Origin of the sequence: Pseudomonas sp. B21-023 (assembly GCF_024749165.1) — a bacterium.
Taxonomy (GTDB): domain Bacteria; phylum Pseudomonadota; class Gammaproteobacteria; order Pseudomonadales; family Pseudomonadaceae; genus Aquipseudomonas.
Window position 1 is genome coordinate 2651274 of record NZ_CP087190.1, and the last position, 16385, is coordinate 2667658.

Here is a 16385-nt window from a genome sequence, read left to right on the forward strand (position 1 = left end):
GCCTGTGAGATCGAGCGCCGCCCGCGCGGCGCATCGCGGATGAATCCGCTCCTACATTCGTTGCAACGTGCCGAACCTGTCAGGCCATGGTTGCCAGCTTTGGCGCATGTCATGAGATGAGTGGGGCGGCGGCAATGCCCAGCGAAACATCGCGGCGAGCGCACAAGGCTAAAAACCATGGCCTATCAGGCATGGTCACGTTGCAACAAATGTAGGAGCGGATTCATCCGCGATGCGCCGCGCGGGCGGCGCTCGATCTCAAGACAAACAGAGGCTTCAAGCCATACAACCAGCTCAGAAATGTGTATCCACTGAATTTCATGCAACTGTACCGGTCATTCCCCCCAGCCCTCCGCTACCGTGGCATTTCGATAATCAGAAAAGCCGGAAACTGCCGCCATGCTTGCCTCGCTCGATCTGCTCAGCGCGTTCGTCCTGTTCGCCTTCGTCTCTTCCATTACCCCCGGTCCGAACAACACCATGCTGCTGGCCTCGGGGGTCAATTTTGGCGTGCGCCGCACGATTCCCCACGCGCTGGGCATCAGCGTCGGCTTCATGGTGATGGTGCTGGCGGTTGGTCTTGGGCTTGGCGAGGTGTTCAAGGCCTGGCCACCGTTGTACAGCATCCTGCGCTACGCGGGCGCGGCCTACCTGTTGTACCTGGCCTGGAAGATCGCCACCTCCGGGCCGATGTCCGGCGACACCAATGGCAGCCGCAAACCGCTCGGGTTCTGGGGGGCCGCGGCGTTCCAGTGGGTCAACCCGAAGGCCTGGGTGATGGCGATCGGGGCGATCACCACCTACACCCCGGCCCAGGGCTACGTGTTCAACGTGATCGTCATCGCCACGGTGTTCGCCCTGGTGAACCTGCCCAGCGTCGGCATCTGGGTGATGTTCGGCAGTGCCTTGCGCAACCTGCTGCGCAATCCGCGCGCGGTGGTGCTGTTCAATGTCCTGATGGCCGTGCTGCTGGTGATTTCACTGTATCCGTTGCTGTTTGTAGAATCGGCGTTTTCCTAGAGCCGATGAGTGCAGTCGATGGAGTTGATTCCCTGGTCCCATGAATGCGCCGAAGGTTTCACCCTGCGCGGATGGCGCACCCCCGCCAGTGGCAGGCCGCTGCTGCATTTCCTGCATGGCAATGGCTTCTGCAGCCTGGCCTACCAGCCCATGCTGATGCGTCTGGGCGAACATTTCGACCTGTGGCTGAGCGATGTCCAGGGCCATGGCGACAGCGACCATGGTGGCGTGTTCCTTGGCTGGAACCGCACCGCAGCGCTGGCGGTGGAGGCCTTCGAGGCCGGCCGCGGCGACTATGGCGACGTGCCGCGCTTTGCCTTGGGCCACAGTTTCGGTGGCGTGCTCACTGGCTTGATCCTGGCTGCCGAGCCGCAGTTGTTCCAGCGTGCGGTGCTGCTGGATCCGGTCCTGTTCAGCCGGCGCATGATCGGGGTGATGGGCGCCGCCGCCATGGTTGGCCTGCATCGGCGTCATGTCCTGGCGCGCAAGGCGGCCACCCGCCGCAGCCATTGGCCCGACCGTGAGGCGGCCCAGGCCTCGCTGCAGGGGCGCGGTATCTTCAAGGGCTGGACCGATGCGGCCTTGCAGGCCTATGTGGAGCACGCCATAGGCGATTGCGGGGAGGGGGTGGTGCTCAAGTGCCGGCCCAGTCGCGAGGTGGAGATCTTCAGCTCGTTCCCCGAGCGCATGTGGCAGCATTTGGGCCGTATCCAGACGCCGACGCGGATCCTCTACGGCGAGCAGACCTATCCGTTCGTGCCGCACTCGGTGCAGCGCCTGGTGACGCTCAATGGCCAGGTGAGCGCGCAGCAGGTAGCGGGTGGGCACTGCTTCATGCAGGAAGATCCGATAACGGCCACAGAGCAGGTGGTGGCATTCTTGCAACATTGAAAGTGGTCCGCTCGGAGGGTTGATCTGCTGTCCATTTTGCGACGATCAAAAGCCTGTTCGCGAGCGAACGACAATCTCAGATTCCGTACTCTGGCGCTCCCCCCATCGGATGGAGCCCAGCATGAACCAGGCGGTCAGCCCAGATCCCCAGCACACCCTCGAGCAAATCCGCGCCAGGCGCCGCCAGCGCCTGCTGCGCTTCGGCCTGGCCGGGGGCCTGGGGTTGCTGGTGGCGGCTTATGGCGCCTACTGGTGGCTCGACGGGCGTTTCCTGGAACAGACCGACGACGCCTACGTGCGCGCCGACTGGGCGCCAATCAGTGCCCGGGTCAGTGGCTACGTGGCCGAGGTGGCGGTGGCGGACAACGCCACGGTCAAGGCCGGCGACCTGTTGGTACGCCTGGACGAGCGCGATTTTCGCGACCGCCTGCGCAAGGCTGAGGCGCATCTGGCGGTCAGCGAGGCGGCGTTGCAGGTGCAGCGCATGCGTCTGCGCGCATTTGCCGCCGAGCAGGATGAACAGGTCCACGCCATCGCCCGTGCCGACGCCGAACGCGGTGGTAGCCGTGGTGAGGCGCAGCGGGCCGAGGCCGACTGGCAGCGTTACCAGCACCTGGCCCAGTGGCAGGCGGCAAGCGTGCAACGCATGGAGCAGGCCCGCGCCACCCGTATCCAGGCCCAGGCCATGCAGCGCGCCGCCGATGCCGAGCTGGCGCGCCAGCACGCGCGCAAGGCCATGCTCGAGCAACAGGGCAGGCAACTGGAGGCGCAACTGCTGCAGCGTCAGGCCGACCTCGATCAGGCCCGTGCCGAGGCCGACCTGGCACGCAGCGCCTTGGCCGATACCGAGATCCGCGCGCCCTTCGATGGCGTGGTCGGCCAGCGCAAGGTGCGCCAGCAGCAATACGTTACCCCCGGCCTGCCGCTGCTGGCGGTGGTGCCGGTGGCGCAGGCGTACGTGGTGGCCAACTTCAAGGAAACCCAGCTGGCGCAGATGCGCCCCGGCCAGCCGGTGACGCTTGAGGTTGACACCTTCGGCCAGCACTGGCGCGGCACGGTGGACAGCGTATCTCCAGGCTCCGGCGCGGTGTTCGCGCTGCTGCCACCGGACAACGCCACCGGCAATTTCACCAAGATCGTCCAGCGCTTTCCGGTGCGCATCCACCTCGATCCGCAGGGCGAGGACAGCCCACGGCTGCTGCCCGGCATGTCGGTGATCGCCACCGTCGACACCCGGCAGGCCCGCCATGAGCGCTGAGGACAAGGTCTCCCTGCGCGCCTGGGTGGCGGTGATCGGCGGCCTGTTCGGCTGTTTCATGGCTGGCATGAACGTCCATGTCACCAGCGCCGCTCTGCCTGAGATCGAGGGGGCGCTGGGGGCGAGCTTCGAGGAAGGGTCGTGGATCTCGACCGCGTACCTGGTCGCCGAGATCAGCATGATTCCGCTGACTGCCTGGCTGGTGCAGGTGTTCTCCTTGCGCCGGGTAATGCTGGTGGGCTCAGCGGTGTTCCTGGTCAGCTCGGTGAGCTGCGCCCTGGCCGGCAGCCTGGAGGCGATGATCAGCCTGAGGGTGATCCAGGGCGCCTCGGGCGCGGTGCTGATCCCGCTGTCGATGCAACTGATCATCACCGAGCTGCCGGCCAGCCGCCTGGCGCTGGGCATGGCGCTGTTCAGCCTGTCCAACAGCGTGGCCCAGGCCGCCGGGCCGTCGATCGGCGGCTGGCTCACCGACATGTACTCCTGGCGCTGGATCTTCCTGCTGCAGTTGCCGCCGGGGGTGGCGCTGCTGGCGGCGGTGGCCTGGTCGATCAAGGGCCAGGCCGGAGACCGCGGCGCTTTGCGCCAGGCCGACTGGCTGGGCATCGTGGCCATGGCGCTGGGGTTGGGGGCATTGCAGGTGGTGCTGGAGGAGGGGGGGCGCAAGGACTGGTTCGAGTCCCGCTTCATCGTCGGCTTCAGCCTCGTCGCAGTGATCGCCCTGGCGCTGTTCATCCAGCGTCAGTTGTGGGGCGCGCGGCCGTTCATCAACCTGCGGCTGCTGGGCAGCTACAACTTCGGCGTGTCGAGCCTGGCCATGGCGGTGTTCGGCGCGGCCACCTTCGGCCTGGTGTTCCTGGTGCCCAACTACCTGTCGCTGGTACAGGGCTACAGTGCCAGCGAGATCGGCAAGAGCCTGATCGCCTACGGCATGGTCCAGCTACTGCTGGCGCCGCTGCTGCCCCGGCTGATGCGCTGGCTCAACGCCAAGCTGCTGGTGGCCAGCGGCTTCGCCATCATGGCCCTGGGCTGTTGGCTGGGGTCGACGCTGACAGTGGACTCGGGCAGTAATGTGATCATCCCATCGACCGTGGTGCGCGGCATCGGCCAGCCGCTGATCATGGTGGCGCTGTCGGTCCTGGCGGTGAAAGGCCTGGACAAGGCCCAGGCCGGCTCGGCCTCGGCGCTGATCTCGATGCTGCGCAACCTCGGCGGCGCGCTGGGCACGGCGTTGCTGACGCAACTGGTGTCGCAGCGCGAGCGCTTTCATTCGGTGCGGGTCGGCGAAGGGCTGACGCTGTTCGACGGCGCGCTGCAACAGCGCCTGCCGGGCGGAATGGTCGACCCGCAGTCGCCACAGGTCATGCAGACGCTGGCGTTGATCGACCAGAGCGTGCGCGAGCAGGCGTACCTGATGGCCTATTCGGATGCGTTCTACCTGTCGTGCGTGGCGCTGCTGGCCTGCGCCGCGGCGTCGCTGCTACTGCGCAGCCGCTGAGCTTTACGGCTGGCGTTCGGCCACGGCGCGCAGGGTGCGCAGGGTGACCATCGGCGCATCCACCACGAAACGGTTGGCCAGCCAACCCGGCACATCACCGGCCGGGTCGGCACGCAGCTGGTAGGTGACTTCGGTCTCGCGCTCGCCCAAGGGACGCATGGTCCATTCGCCGCTGAGGCGGCGCACGCGGATCAGCCCGGGCTCGGTCGGTACCCGCCCAGGCTCGGCGCTCAGATGGCGGATCAAGGTGTCGTCGTCCAGGCGCTCGGTGCGCACCTTGAGCACCATGTCTCTGGGCTTGGCTGGCCAGGGCAGGGCGGTGGTCAGGTAGACCCAGGTGGTATCGCCGTCCACTTCCAGCAGGCGCATGTCGGCGCAGGCGTACAGCCATTTGCAGGCCACGCGCAGGTTTTCCTGCAGGTCGCTCAGGGTACGGACACTGGCCTTGATCCGGGTGACGCCGCGAAACTGCTGGTAGGCCGAACCGCTGACGCTGGCCAGGTAGACGTCGATGCCATCTTCCTGGTGCGCGAGTTGCCAATCGTCTGCCCACGGCAACGCGCCCGGCAGCAGGAGCAGCAGGACAAGAAGAAGGCGATGGAAGGTCATGGCGGGAAGCCGGGAGAGGATTGTCCGCTCAGTATGGCTCAAGACTGCAGGAGCGGCGGGCTGCCGCTCCTGCAAGGTCATCAACGCTGCGGGTTGAGCGTCAGGTGCACGTGACGGTTGACGTCCTTGTACAGCAGGTAGCTGAACGGGCCAGGGCCGCCGGAGTAGCAAGCTTGCGGGCAGAAGGCGCGCAGCCACATGAAGTCACCGGCCTCGACCTCGACCCAGTCCTGGTTCAGGCGGTACACCGCCTTGCCTTCCAGGACGTACAGGCCGTGTTCCATGACGTGGGTCTCGGCGAACGGGATCACGCCGCCGGGCTGGAAGGTCACGATGTTCACGTGCATGTCGTGGCGCATGTCGGCCATGTCGACGAAACGGGTGGTCTTCCAGGCGCCATCGGTGCCCGGCATCTCGATGACGGTGGCGTTGTCGCGGTGGGTGACGAACGACTCGGGAACCGGCAGACCCTCGACCTTCTGGTAGTGCTTGCGCAGCCAGTGGAAGGTGACGTTGGCCTTGCTGTTGTTGCGCAGGCTCCAGTCGGCGCCGGGGGCGAGGAAGGCATAGCCGCCCGGCACGAGGGTATGGTGCTTGCCTTCGACGGTGACGTCGATCTCGCCTTCGACCACGAACAGCACCGCTTCGGCGTTCGGGTCCAGTTCAGGGCGCTCGCTGCCGCCTTCGGGAGCGACTTCGACGATGTACTGCGAGAAGGTCTCGGCGAAACCGGTCAGCGGGCGGGCGATGACCCACATGCGCATCTTGTCCCAGAACGGCAGGTGGCTGGTGACGATGTCACGCATCACGCCCTTGGGGATTACGGCATAGGCTTCGGTGAACATGGCACGGTCAGTCAGCAGCTCGGTCTGAGCCGGGTGCCCACCGTGGGGGGCGAAGTAGGAGGATTTCGACATGAACGGTCTCGACTTTGTTGTTCTCTCCCCATGCCTTGGACCACACCGGCCGGTGCGTGCAGGGGATGCCGGGACAGCATAGGGGGCGGGCGCTGTCATCCACAAATTAAATGTTGAAATACTCGGTATCCATTTGCTGAATGATGTGTGTAGGAAAATGCCTGGAAATCGTGGCATCGACATTTTTTTCACATCACCTTGCTAGCATCGCCCGCACTTTCCAGGAGCCGATTTGATGATGCATGTGCAACGCAAACGCGGTGTCCGCCTCGCCCTGGCGGTCACCACGGGCCTGGTGGCCTGTAGCGTGGGCTTTTTCGCCTGGCAGAGCTTCTACCCGGTGCAGGCCGCCGAGGGCTGGAACGTGCAGGTGCTGCACAACTCGGTGACCCGGGCCGCTTCGCTGCTGCCTCAGGACGACGGCAGCCTGCTGGTCAGTCGCGAGCTGAACGGCGGCAAGGGCAGCATCCTGCGCATTACTGCCGAGGGGGACCGGATGGTAGTGCTCGAAGGCCTGTCCAAGCCGGACGGCATGGTCGCTGTCGACGGTGGCTGGGCGTTCAGCCAGGAGATCGGCGGGGCACCGGTCAGCGTGTCGCGCGATGGCCAGGTCAGTCAGCTGTTTGACGGCAACAACGTGCAGGGGCTGTATAACGATGCCCTGCATCTTTACGCCATCGAGGACCGCAAGGGGGATGGGCGGTTGATGCGATATGACTGGCAGAGCGGCGAGCTCGACGTGTTGCGCTCGGGACTCACCGAAACCGAGGGCCTGACCCGTTGCGCCGACGGGCGTCTGCTGTATACCGAAAAGGCCACCGGCAAGATTCGTGCGTTGAGCGAAGGCGGGAATGACCCGGTGGTGATCGAAGGTCTGCGCAACCCGACCTTCCTGCTCTGCGACCAGCGCGGGCTGTGGATCAGCGAGGATTCGACCCATCGTGCGCGGCTGTTGCGTATCGATGGTGATGGTACGCGCCACACGGTTCTCAGCTACCTGAAGGCGCCGCAGGCCATCGTCCCGGATGGCAAGGGTGGATACCTGCTCGCCGAGGGCGGCCGCGACCGGGTGCTGCGCCTGACGCCACCGGCCAAGGCCAAGACTGCGCAGGCCGAAGCCTTGCCACGTGGGCCTGAAGCCTGAGTCATACCCTTTACAGCTTTTGTAATAGTTTTGCGCTATCAGAGAATTCTGCTTCGATTGTAGGATCGTTGTCCCTAATTGTTATCAAGGTCCCTATGAGCACCTTCGCGGAGCCCCCCAGTCCCTGGCCATCCCGGCCTTCCTTCCCCCGTCCTCGTGACGCATCCCCTGTGAGTACCCGCTAATGGAATGGCTAGCCGACCCTACGGCCTGGCTAGGCCTGTTGACGCTTATCGTCCTCGAACTGGTGCTGGGTATCGACAACCTGGTGTTCATCGCCATCCTTGCCGACAAGCTGCCGCCGCACCAGCGCGACCGCGCCCGGGTGATCGGCTTGTCGCTGGCGCTGATCATGCGCCTTGGCCTGCTGGCCAGCATCTCGTGGATGGTGACCCTTACCGCGCCGCTGATCGAGGTGTTCGGCAAGACCTTCTCCGGCCGTGACCTGATCATGCTGTTCGGTGGTGTGTTCCTGTTGTTCAAGGCCACCATGGAACTGCACGAACGCCTCGAGGGCCATGTTGCCCAAAGCGGCGGCGTGACCCGCCATGCCGCGTTCTGGCCGATCGTGGCGCAGATCGTCGTGCTGGATGCGGTGTTCTCGCTGGATGCGGTGATCACCGCCGTGGGCATGGTCGAGCACTTGTCGGTGATGATGATCGCGGTGATCTTCTCCATCGGCATCATGATCGTCGCCAGCAAGCCGTTGACCCGTTTCGTCAACGCCCATCCGACAGTGATCATGCTGTGCCTGGGCTTCCTGATGATGATCGGCTTCAGCCTCACCGCCGAAGGCCTGGGCTTCCATATCCCCAAAGGCTACCTGTATGCGGCCATCGGCTTCTCGTTGCTGATCGAGCTGTTCAACCAGCTGGCCCGTGCCCGCCGCAAACGCAGTGTGCAGCAGCACCGGCCGCTGCGTGAACGCACCGCCCATGCCGTGCTGCGCCTGATGGGCGGGCGCCGGGTGGAGGCTGACGAGGTGGGCGAGGAAATCGCCGACCTGGTCGAGGGTGGCGAAGAACAGGTGGTGTTCGACCGCCGTGAGCGGGTGATGATCAGCGGTGTGCTGAATCTGGCCGAGCGGCCGATCCGCACGGTGATGACGGCCCGCGCCAAGGTCGATGCCATCGACCTGTCGCAGCCGGGCGAAGCCATCACCCAGGCGCTGGTCAACTCGCCGTACTCGCGCCTGCCGCTGATCCGTGACGGCCACATCGAGGAACCGCTGGGCTTCGTGCACAAAAAGGAGCTGCTCAAGGAGCTGCTGTCCGGCAGCCAGCCCGACCTGGAAGCCCTGGCCCGTGCGCCGCTGAACCTGCTGGAGAGCTTCAGCATCCTTAACGCCCTGGAGCAGATGCGCGGGCAGTCGACGCACATCGCCTTCGTGGTCAACGAGTTCGGTGATTTCATCGGTGTGTTGACCATGACCGATATTCTCGAGTCGATTGCCGGCGAACTGCCGGACGCAAGCGAGGTGGAGGGGCCAGGTGTGATCGAGGAGGCGGACGGTTTTGTGGTCAGCGGTGCCTTGAACCTGGCCCAGGTCCAGGCGCGCACCGGCTTTGCCGCCCGTGCCACCGAGGACTACCAGACCCTGGCGGGCCTGGTGATGAGCTTGCTGGACCGCTTGCCGGTGGTGGGTGATCACCTGGCCTGGAATGGCTGGAGCATGACCGTGGTGGCGGTGGAGGAGCGCCGGGTCCGCCAGGTACGCCTTACACCGAACGCCGACGCTGGCGCAGCAGGTGCTTGAAGCCCTCAAGCACCAGTACCAGCACGGCGGCCCAGATTGGCAGGTAGGTGAGCCACTGGTCGGGGCCGATGGTCTCGCCCAGTAGCAGGGCCACGCCTACCAGCAACACCGGCTCGACGTAGCTGAGCAGGCCGAACAGGCTGAACGGTAGCAGGCGGCTGGCCAGCACGTAGGCGATCAGGGCGCAGGCGCTGATCGCCCCGAGCAGCGGGATCAGGCCGTACAAGCCTGGATGCTCGGCCAGATCGGTTGCCGACAGCGGGCCCTGGATGACGAAGTACAGGGCCCAGGGCAGTAACAGGCACATGTCGCACCACAGGCCGCCCAGGTGGTCGGTGCGGCAACGCCGCCGCAGGACGAAGTAGATCGGGTAGCCGATCATCACCAGCAGGGTTTCCCAGGCAAAACTGCCGTGCTGGTACAGCTCGTGGCCAACCCCCAGCGCGGCAAAGCTCACCGCGACCTTCTGCAGGCGCGACAGGCGCTCGCCATAGACCACGCGCCCGGTCAGCACCATGGCCAACGGCAACAGGAAGTAGCCCATCGATACCTCCAGGCTGCGTCCGTGCAGCGGCGCCCAGAGGAACAGCCACAACTGCACGCCCATCAACCACGAGGTGCCGACCATGCCGAGCAACAGCAACGGCGTGCGGCGCACCCGGCCGAGCAGCTCGCCGACCCGCTTCCAGTCCCTGGATGCCAGCATGAACAGCGTCAGGCAGGGCAGGGTCAGCAGGGTCCGCCAGCCGAAGATCTCCTCGCCGTCCAGGGGCTTGAGGAAGGAGGTATAGAAATACATCACGGCGAACAGACAGGACGCCATGACCGACGAAATAATGCCTTTTGACACGAATGCCTCGGAAAACGGGAAGTGAGCGGGTGGATCAGCCGCGCATGATCTCAGGGGCACTGTCTTGCGGCAACTGCGGGCTGCCCGGGCGGGCGGCCAGGGCCAGCAGCAGCTCGCTGGCGGGCATGGGGCGGGCGAACAGGTAACCCTGCTGGAAGTCCACGCCATGGCGAGCCAGGTAGTCGCGCTGCACTTCGGTTTCCACGCCTTCGGCGACGATGCCCAGGGCCAGCTTGGCCGACAGTTCGATGATGGTGTCGAGAATGTGCTGCGACAGGGCGTCACCGCCGATCATCGCGACGAAACTCTGGTCGATCTTCAGGTAGTCGACGTTGAACTGGCGCAGGTAATTGAGGCTGGATTGGCCTGTGCCGAAGTCGTCCAGGGCGATCATAACGCCCATGGCGTGCAATTTCTCGAACAGGTCAAGGGTTACCGGAGTGGGTTCGATCAGCTTGCGCTCGGTCAGTTCCAGGGTCAGTACCACCCGCCCGGGCGGGAAGTGCTGGAGGAAGGTCTGGCAGTCGTCGAGCAGGCCCAGGTCGCGGCAGTGGTCGGCGGTGATGTTGATGCCGATGTGAAAACCGTCCTCGAGCAACGCCGCATGCGGTGCCAGGGCCTGGGCCGAGTGCAGCATCAAGCCGCGGGTCATGGCGACGATCTGGCCGCTGTGCTCGGCGTAGGGGATGAACAGGTCGGGGCGCACCAGTCCTTCGCGGGGGTGCTGCCAGCGCATCAGCACTTCGACCCCGGCCCAGCGGTAGTCGCCCTTGCGCACCACTGGCTGGAAGTAGGGCAGGAACTCGCCGGCCTCCAATGCCCTGGCCAGTTCGGCGCGGGGCGAGCTGGCGCGGCGGATCTGCCAGCGACAGGCGCCTCCGGCCACCGCCCCAAGCACCAGCAGCAGGCTCAACAGCGCAGGATAGCGTGAACGCATCAGCTCGCCGGGCTTGTCGGGGCCAAAGCCGCCGTGCACGCTGAACGGGTAGTGTGTGGAAGAGAACGTCACCGGCGCGCTGGCTGCAACCGGCGGCGTGCCGGCCCGCACCCGGCCGTCGGCGCCCATCCAGTGGTTGCCGACCTGTACTTGCAACTGGCCGTCCTTACCTATCAGGCGCAGGGCCGTGAGCAGGTGGCGGCCATCGACCGTGGCGATCGCCCCCTTGTCACCCTGGCTGGCGCGGTAGGCCAGCAGCGGTTGGCCTGGTGTGACGGAGTTGCCGTCCATCAGCCACAACTGACCGTCGGTATAGTTGCTGGCGTCGACCGGCTCGTCGAAATCACCAAACAACGAGGTGCAGTACAGGGTGTCACGATCGAACAGATTGGTGGAACGCACGAAAGCATTGCGCGTGACTTCTATGCGCAACGCCAATTGCGCCTGTTCGCAGGGCTGGCCGGCCTTGGGCAGCAGGTGGTGTGCCGTGCTGGACAAGCTGTCGAGTACCGCCTCTATATGGACCACCACTTCGCGAGCCGTGACGCGACTGTCGGCGTCCAGCTCCTGTTCGATCTGCCAGCGCGTCAACGCCAGCCCGCACAGTAGCGGCAAGACACCGATCAGCCAGGGCAGCAGCGCGCGCCAGCTCCAGCGGGCAGGGCGTTTGGTGTTCAAGGGCATGCGCGGGTGGACCTTCTGCAAGGCGGTAGGTGATGCAGAGAATAGCCGTTTGTCGGAACAACCTGCGAACTAAAGCGCGACAAACAAATTTACGCACTGTAGAATCGGGTTACGAATACAACAATAAGGTTCTCCGCCTCCCGGGGAATCAAGCCCGCCGAGAATGGGTCCATATGACATACCATGGGTTCAAGCTGATCATTGGTGACTTCCTGGCCCGCAGCGTGCGCGGGATCCCGTGCTCACCACCACGCCATCTCCACATCGAAAGCCTGTAATCAACCGTTTTTCGCTGCAGATGAGGAAAAGAACATGGCAGATATCTTCGAAAACCCGATGGGCCTGGAAGGCTTCGAATTCATCGAGCTCGCCTCGCCGACCCCCGGCGTGCTGGAGCCGGTATTCCAGATTCTCGGTTTCACCAAGGTGGCTACCCACCGCTCCAAGAATGTGCACCTGTATCGCCAGGGCGGCATCAACCTGATCCTCAACAACGAACCCAAGAGCGCCGCCTCGTACTTCGCGGCCGAGCATGGTCCTTCGGTGTGCGGCATGGCATTCCGCGTGCGCAACGCCCATGAAGCCTATGCCCGCGCCCTGGAACTGGGTGCCCAGCCGGTAGAGATCGAGACCGGCCCGATGGAGCTGCGCCTGCCGGCGATCAAGGGTATCGGCGGCGCGCCACTGTACCTGATCGACCGTTACGAAGAAGGCAGCTCGATCTACGACATCGACTTCAAGTTCATCGAAGGCGTGGACCGCAACCCGGTCGGCGCGGGCCTGAAGATCATCGACCACCTCACCCACAACGTCTATCGTGGGCGCATGGCCTACTGGGCCGGCTTCTACGAGAAGCTGTTCAACTTCCGCGAGATCCGTTACTTCGACATCAAGGGCGAGTACACCGGCCTGACCTCCAAGGCCATGACCGCGCCAGACGGCATGATCCGCATCCCGCTCAACGAGGAGTCGTCCAAAGGGGCGGGGCAGATCGAAGAGTTCCTGATGCAGTTCAACGGCGAGGGCATCCAGCACGTGGCCTTCCTCACCGACGACCTGCTCAAGACCTGGGACGCGCTCAAGGGCTTCGGCATGCGTTTCATGACCGCGCCGCCGCAGACCTACTACGAGATGCTCGAGGAGCGCCTGCCAGGGCATGGCGAGCCGGTCGATCAGTTGCAGGCCCGCGGCATCCTGCTGGACGGCGCCTCCGAGGCTGGCGACAAGCGCCTGCTGCTGCAGATTTTCTCGGAGACCCTGCTGGGCCCGGTGTTCTTCGAGTTCATCCAGCGCAAGGGTGACGACGGCTTCGGTGAAGGCAACTTCAAGGCGCTGTTCGAGTCGATCGAGCGTGACCAGGTGCGTCGTGGCGTGCTGAGCACCGAGTAATCGGTCGAGCACACACTCGCGGGGCAAGCCCGCTCCCGCGCCGGAAGGTGGCGGGAGCGGACTTGCCCCGCGTTGCGTTGTGGCGAACGTCTATTGCTGCCTGTTCAGGTAACCGATCACCGCTTGGGCTACCTCGGCGCTGGAGGCCGGATTCTGTCCGGTGATCAAGCTGCCGTCCTCCACCACATAAGCTGCCCACGGGTCGTCTGCCTTGCTGTACTCGCCACCGCGAGCGCCCAGTTCGTTCTCGGTGAGGAAGGGCACTACCTTGTCCAGCTCAACCAGTTTTTCCTCGGTATTGGAAAAGCCGGTAACCCTGCGCCCCTTGAGCAGCAAGCTGTTGTCGCTGAGCTTGATATTGAGCAGGCCCACCACCCCATGGCACACCGCGGCGACCGCGCCGCCGCGCTCATGGATGCGCCGTGCCAGTTCCTGCAAAGGCTGGTTTTCGGGAAAGTCCCACATCACGCCGTGGCCACCGGTGTAGTAGATCGCGCTGTACTGGTCGGCCTTGACCTGGCCGGGGCTCAAGGTGGCGCCAAGGCGGTTCATGAACGCTTTGTCGTTGTACCATTGCCAGTCCAGGTCAGGCGCCATCTGCAGGCTGTGTGGGTCGATCGGTACATAGCCGCCCGCCGGGCTGACATAGTCGACGGTAAAACCCGCTTTTTGCACTGCGTCGACAAAGTGCACGGCCTCGCCCAGCCACAATCCTGTGGCGCGGTTGATATCGGGGTACTTGGCGGTATTGGTCAGCACGACCAGGAGCTTCTTGTTCATTTGCGCATGCCCGTCGAATCCATGGGAAAACGTTTGGCCAGCAAGATCAAAAGCCATTTGAGCATAGCCCCCGCCACGCAATGCGCCATGGGCACGGGCGCTGTGCTAGGCTGCTGCAAAAGTGGACGCACTACCGGGAGACGCCATGGAACAGGACACTTCCAGATTTATGCAAGCCGCCATCGACGAGGCCCGCAAGGGGCTCGAGGAAGGCGGCATTCCGATCGGCTCGGTACTGGTGCACGAGGGCAGGATCATCGGCCGTGGCCACAATCGCCGCGTACAGCAGGGCAGCGCCATCCTGCATGGTGAAATGGATGCACTGGAGAATGCCGGCCGACAGCCGGCCCGGGTTTACCAGCAGGCCACCCTCTATACCACCTTGTCGCCCTGTGCCATGTGCAGTGGCGCAATCCTGCTGTATGGCATCAAGCATGTGATTATCGGCGAGAACTTCACCTTCATGGGCGAAGAGCAGTTGCTCGGCGACCGGGGCGTGCGTCTGGAGGTGCATGACGATGAAACCTGCAAGGCGCTGATGCGCCAGTTCATCGAAGACAACCCAGAACTGTGGAACGAAGATATTGGCCACTGACCTGACCACCCGGGGCGCGGAGGTCCAGGTCATTCATCTGGCACCGCCATCATCCTCTCTGGTCGAGGAGGGCATGCCCATCGCCGGCTTTGACTGGAGCGCGACGCCTTTGGGGGCGTTGACCTCCTGGCCGCCCACCCTGCGGATCGCCGTCGACATGGTACTGATGTCACCGTTTCCCTGTGCGTTGGTCTGGGGGGCGGCCCTGACAGTCATACACAACGATGCCTACCAGGCCCTGCTGGGCGGTGCTGTCGACCACCAGGGGCGTGCCTTCGACGCGCTCTGGGAGCAATCCTGGGAGAGCATGGGGGCAACCGTCTTCAAGGTGTTGCAGGGGCAGGGTAGCCTGATCGAGGATGCCCCATTGCTGGTGAATCGAGAGGGTATCGCGGCGACCGCGTGGGTCACTGGCTGCTTCTCGCCCATCCGCGACGATCAGGGCGTGGTTGCCGGATTCCTCCACGCGCTGATAGAGACCACTGCCAGTGTCGGGGCCAGCCACGAATGGCGCGAGCTGGCGCAGTCCTTCGAAGCGCGCCTGGTGCAGTACCTGGCCGATCCAGAACATACCTGGCAGTTGTCGCCCGATGTGATGCTGATGCTCGAGGCCGATCTGCGCGTGCGCACAGCCAACCCTGCCTGGGATCGGCTTCTGGGCTGGGGTGAGGCAGCGCAGTTGCAAGTCACCCTGCCCGAGTTGTTCCATCCCGCGGACCGTACCGAAGCGCAGCTGGCGCTGATGGCGCTTGTCCAGGGGCGCGGCGCGCCGCCCTTCGAGGGGCGGGTTCGCCATAGCGACGGCCATTACTGCTGGTTCCGTTGGGTCGGCAACGCTAATCAGGCATTGCCGACGCTGGTGGGGAGGGACATCACCGAGGACCGCAATGCGGTCCAGCGCCTGGCCGAGGCGGCAGTGCGCGACAGCCAGCGCATGGAGGGTGTTGTAAAGGTGGCGGGCGGGTTGGCGCACGAAATGAACAACGTACTGTCCGGCGTCGGTAGCAGCCTGGAATTGCTCGAGCGACGCCTCGCCCAAGGGCGGATGGACCGCGTGGAAGAGTATGTGCGGATGGCCCGGGAATGCGCCCAGCGAGCCATCGGCCTGACCCAGAACCTGCTGGCCTTTGCGCGTAGCCAACCCTTGGCGCCCAATCCACTGAACATCAACCACCTGCTGCAGGACGCGGAGCCGATACTGCGTCAGACCCTGGGCTATGAGATAGACCTGAACATGCAGCTGGATGTGGCGCCCTGGCCTTTACAGGTCGACCCGGATACGTTGCGCAACGCCCTCCTGCATCTGTGCAGCAACGCACGCGATGCCTGCCTGGGCAAGGGCAGGCTGACGATCCGCACCGCCAACGAACGGATGGCACTGCCCTGCGAGGGGGCGGCAGCCTTGCTGCCGGGGGACTATGTCATGCTGCAGGTCGAGGACGATGGCCATGGCATGAGTCGCGAGGACCTGGCAAGGGTATTTGAACCGTTCTTCACCACCAAGCCCCTGGGGCAGGGGGCAGGCCTGGGGCTGCCAATGGTGCATGGCTTCGTGCAGCAGTCGGGCGGCCAGATGTGGATCGAGTCGACGATCGACCAAGGTACCCGGGTCGTGATGATGTTCCCACGCTACCAGGGGATATTGCCGGAGAGTCCCGCTCGGGATGCATTGCCGCGACAGGTCCAGGGTGAACGATTGTTGCTGGTCGATGATGAAGAAAACCTGCGCGGCCTGATAGAGGAGGCGCTGGTCGATTGTGGCTTCGAGGTGTGTGCTGTGCCCGATGCCAACAGCGCGCTGGGGCAGTTCAGGCATGCAGGGCCGTTTGATCTGGTGATCACCGATATCGGTCTGCCGGGGGGCTTCAGCGGCCGCCAGGTGGCCAAGGCGCTGCGCATGATCGAGCCCGAACAGAAGATCCTGTTCATCACTGGCTTCACCGCCGATCCGGTGGAGCAGGCCCTGCTCGACCAGCCGGGCACGGCATTGATGTTCAAGCCGTTCTCGCTGCAGAAGCTGGTGGTGCAGATTCAGCACATGCTGCGGGCCTGAGGCC

Annotated in this window: 14 protein-coding genes; 9 read left to right on the top strand and 5 right to left on the bottom strand. The window is 64.4% G+C overall.

From position 1 onward, the window contains the following. The first annotated feature begins 399 nt into the window (after nt 1-399). The 4 genes from LOY42_RS11890 to LOY42_RS11905 all read left to right on the top strand — a co-directional run bounded on the left by LOY42_RS11890 (nt 400) and on the right by LOY42_RS11905 (nt 4667). Nucleotides 400-1020 carry a LysE family translocator gene (locus LOY42_RS11890; RefSeq protein WP_111532768.1) on the top strand — a complete coding sequence of 207 codons (621 nt, stop codon included), beginning with the start codon at nt 400-402 and terminating at the stop codon, nt 1018-1020. An 18-nt stretch (nt 1021-1038) separates the two neighbouring features. Further along, entirely contained in the window at nt 1039-1911 is an 873-nt protein-coding gene (locus LOY42_RS11895; protein ID WP_258600772.1) for an alpha/beta fold hydrolase, read from the top strand. A gap of 121 nt (nt 1912-2032) precedes the next feature. Next, nucleotides 2033-3169, top strand: coding sequence for an HlyD family secretion protein (locus LOY42_RS11900; RefSeq protein WP_258600774.1), 1137 nt, complete (start codon nt 2033-2035; stop codon nt 3167-3169). Then, nucleotides 3159-4667 carry an MDR family MFS transporter gene (locus LOY42_RS11905; protein WP_139671295.1) on the top strand — a complete coding sequence of 503 codons (1509 nt, stop codon included), beginning with the start codon at nt 3159-3161 and terminating at the stop codon, nt 4665-4667. The genes LOY42_RS11900 and LOY42_RS11905 overlap by 11 nt, the downstream gene beginning before the upstream one ends. Before the next feature lie 3 nt (nt 4668-4670). Here the strand turns inward: LOY42_RS11905 and LOY42_RS11910 are convergent, their stop codons facing one another. Continuing rightward, nucleotides 4671-5276, bottom strand: coding sequence for an START domain-containing protein (locus tag LOY42_RS11910; RefSeq protein WP_102683900.1), 606 nt, complete (start codon nt 5274-5276; stop codon nt 4671-4673). A gap of 80 nt (nt 5277-5356) precedes the next feature. Then, nucleotides 5357-6193, bottom strand: a complete 837-nt coding sequence (locus LOY42_RS11915; RefSeq protein ID WP_046855442.1) for a bifunctional allantoicase/(S)-ureidoglycine aminohydrolase — start codon at nt 6191-6193, stop codon at nt 5357-5359. 235 nt (nt 6194-6428) lie between these two features. Here LOY42_RS11915 and LOY42_RS11920 point away from each other — a divergent pair, with 235 nt between their 5' ends. Then, on the top strand, nt 6429-7337 hold the full coding sequence (locus LOY42_RS11920; protein ID WP_258600777.1) for a hypothetical protein: 909 nt from the start codon (nt 6429-6431) through the stop codon (nt 7335-7337). A gap of 184 nt (nt 7338-7521) precedes the next feature. Continuing rightward, entirely contained in the window at nt 7522-9093 is a 1572-nt protein-coding gene (locus tag LOY42_RS11925) for a TerC family protein (protein ID WP_139671285.1), read from the top strand. Here the strand turns inward: LOY42_RS11925 and rarD are convergent. Together rarD and LOY42_RS11935 are read right to left on the bottom strand one after the other, a co-directional pair. Further along, the gene (gene rarD / locus LOY42_RS11930; protein ID WP_110699269.1) at nt 9056-9943 is read right to left on the bottom strand and encodes an EamA family transporter RarD; all 888 of its coding nucleotides are present in this window, start codon (nt 9941-9943) and stop codon (nt 9056-9058) included. The genes LOY42_RS11925 and rarD overlap by 38 nt on opposite strands. Nucleotides 9944-9977: 34 nt before the next feature. Then, entirely contained in the window at nt 9978-11564 is a 1587-nt protein-coding gene (locus LOY42_RS11935) for an EAL domain-containing protein (protein WP_258600780.1), read from the bottom strand. A gap of 312 nt (nt 11565-11876) precedes the next feature. Between LOY42_RS11935 and hppD the strand changes: the two genes are divergently transcribed. Beyond that, entirely contained in the window at nt 11877-12953 is a 1077-nt protein-coding gene (hppD, locus tag LOY42_RS11940; RefSeq protein WP_023629687.1) for a 4-hydroxyphenylpyruvate dioxygenase, read from the top strand. A 90-nt stretch (nt 12954-13043) separates the two neighbouring features. On the opposite strand, the gene LOY42_RS11945 is transcribed toward hppD, so the two are convergent. After that, complete coding sequence (locus LOY42_RS11945; protein WP_139671276.1) at nt 13044-13733, bottom strand: type 1 glutamine amidotransferase domain-containing protein; 690 nt, start codon at nt 13731-13733, stop codon at nt 13044-13046. 169 nt (nt 13734-13902) lie between these two features. On the opposite strand from LOY42_RS11945, the gene LOY42_RS11950 reads away from it, so the two are divergent. Next, the gene (locus tag LOY42_RS11950) at nt 13903-14328 is read left to right on the top strand and encodes a nucleoside deaminase (protein WP_177486031.1); all 426 of its coding nucleotides are present in this window, start codon (nt 13903-13905) and stop codon (nt 14326-14328) included. Nucleotides 14329-14401: 73 nt separating this feature from the next. Next, the gene (locus LOY42_RS11955) at nt 14402-16381 is read left to right on the top strand and encodes a PAS domain-containing sensor histidine kinase (protein WP_139671395.1); all 1980 of its coding nucleotides are present in this window, start codon (nt 14402-14404) and stop codon (nt 16379-16381) included. Nucleotides 16382-16385 lie beyond the last annotated feature (4 nt).